The organism is Cohnella luojiensis, assembly GCF_004564235.1.
GTDB classification, from domain to species: domain Bacteria; phylum Bacillota; class Bacilli; order Paenibacillales; family Paenibacillaceae; genus Cohnella; species Cohnella luojiensis.
In genome coordinates this window covers 1-1598 of the sequence record NZ_SOMN01000087.1, presented here as the reverse complement: position 1 = coordinate 1598, position 1598 = coordinate 1, and the positions used below count along the sequence as shown (strand labels likewise).

At 48.6% G+C, this 1598-nt stretch carries 2 protein-coding genes; both read left to right on the top strand.

What is annotated here, in order from left to right; genetic code table 11:
- The coding region (locus E2980_RS23820) for a branched-chain amino acid ABC transporter substrate-binding protein (protein WP_135154699.1) at window positions 1–732 on the top strand (732 nt) is incomplete at its 5' end.
- A 96-nt stretch (window positions 733–828) separates the two neighbouring features.
- On the top strand, window positions 829–1598 hold a 770-nt coding region (locus E2980_RS23815), incomplete at its 3' end, for a branched-chain amino acid ABC transporter permease (protein WP_240703178.1).

Here is a 1598-nt window from a genome sequence, read left to right as displayed (position 1 = left end):
GTCGTTGCTCGCGACGACTTCCAAGGACCGGCCGGCGCTGAATATGCGGTGAAAACGGTCGGCGCGAAAAATATTTTCGTTATTCAAGACAAGACTTCATACGGTCAAGGATTGGCGGAAGCGTTTAAGACCGCGGCCGAGGGACTGGGCGCAACGATTGCCGGTTATGAAGGCATTACCGTCGGCGAAAAAGACTTCAACGGCGTATTGAACCAAGTGTTGAGCAAAAAGCCGGACTTTATCTTCTTCGGCGGCTTGTACAACGAAGGAGGCCTGATCGTTAAACAAGCGCGCGAGAAAGGCATCACCGTTCCGATTATGGGCGGAGACGCGCTCGACTCGTCGGCTATGGTTGACTTGGCAGGAGACAAATTGGTCGATGTGCTCTACAGCTCGGTGTCAACGGATATGACCAAGTCGAACAAAGAGTGGGCTGAAAAGTACAAAGAGAAATTCGGCAAAAGCGTCGAAAACTATTCGGCGTACGCCTACGATTCCATGAGCGTCATCCTGAGCGGTCTGAAGAAAGCGATCGAAGATAACGGCGGCAAGCTGCCTGCCCGAGACAAAGTCCGCGATGCGGTTCGCGCCACAACGGATTTCGATGGCGTGGCAACGAAAGTCAGCTTCGACGATAAAGGCGACAACAAGTACGCCAAAGTATTCATTTACAAATTTGAAGGCCCGACTTACCCGGGAACGATGATTTCCGAAATCGAGCAGCCGAAATAAGCAATAAGATTCCAAATCTCTTACACACGCAAAAGAGGTATATGCACCATGCTGTACCTCTTTTGCGGCTTCTATATTGATAAAAGGAGTTTTATTATGATTTCGGATATCCTGCAGACACTTCCCCAGGTATTGGTCGACGGCCTCACGTTGGGCGCCGTATATGCCGTGGTTGCGATCGGTTATACCATGGTGTACGGAATCCTTGAATTTATCAATTTCGCGCATGGGGAAATTTTTATGACTGGCGCGTTCGTGGGGACATCGACTCTACTCGTTTTTAATACTGCAGGACTGCTGAGCGGAATGCCGGGTTGGATTTCTTACATTCTCATTATGGTGACGGCTATGCTCTTTACTGGGCTTATGGGCGTCGGGATTGAACGAGTCGCGTATAGACCTCTACGAAATGCGCCCAAATTGATCACGCTGATTTCAGCTATCGGAGTATCTTTTTTACTTCAGGATATTGTTCGTTTTATTGCCGACTTGAAGACTGGGAGCTTCTTAGTGACAGGCATCTCGCTCTACAATGAGAACATTATCATTAAATCTTCTTCCATTTGGGACAGTTTTGATGACGCATTTTTGAAAATGAACTCGATTATCGTGCTTGCTGTTGCCGTATTGCTCATGATCGGACTCGATCTCTTCATCAATCGCACCAAATGGGGCGTAGCTATGCGCGCCGTTGCGCAGGACCGCGAAACGGCTTCACTGATGTCCATCAATGTGAGCAAAGTCATTGCGTTGACGTTCTTTATCGGATCCGCATTGGGCGGCGGTACGGGCGTATTATTCGCCCAACAGTACGGTACGATTGATCCTTATATCGGTTTTATTTTAGGCTTGAAAGCTTTTACCGC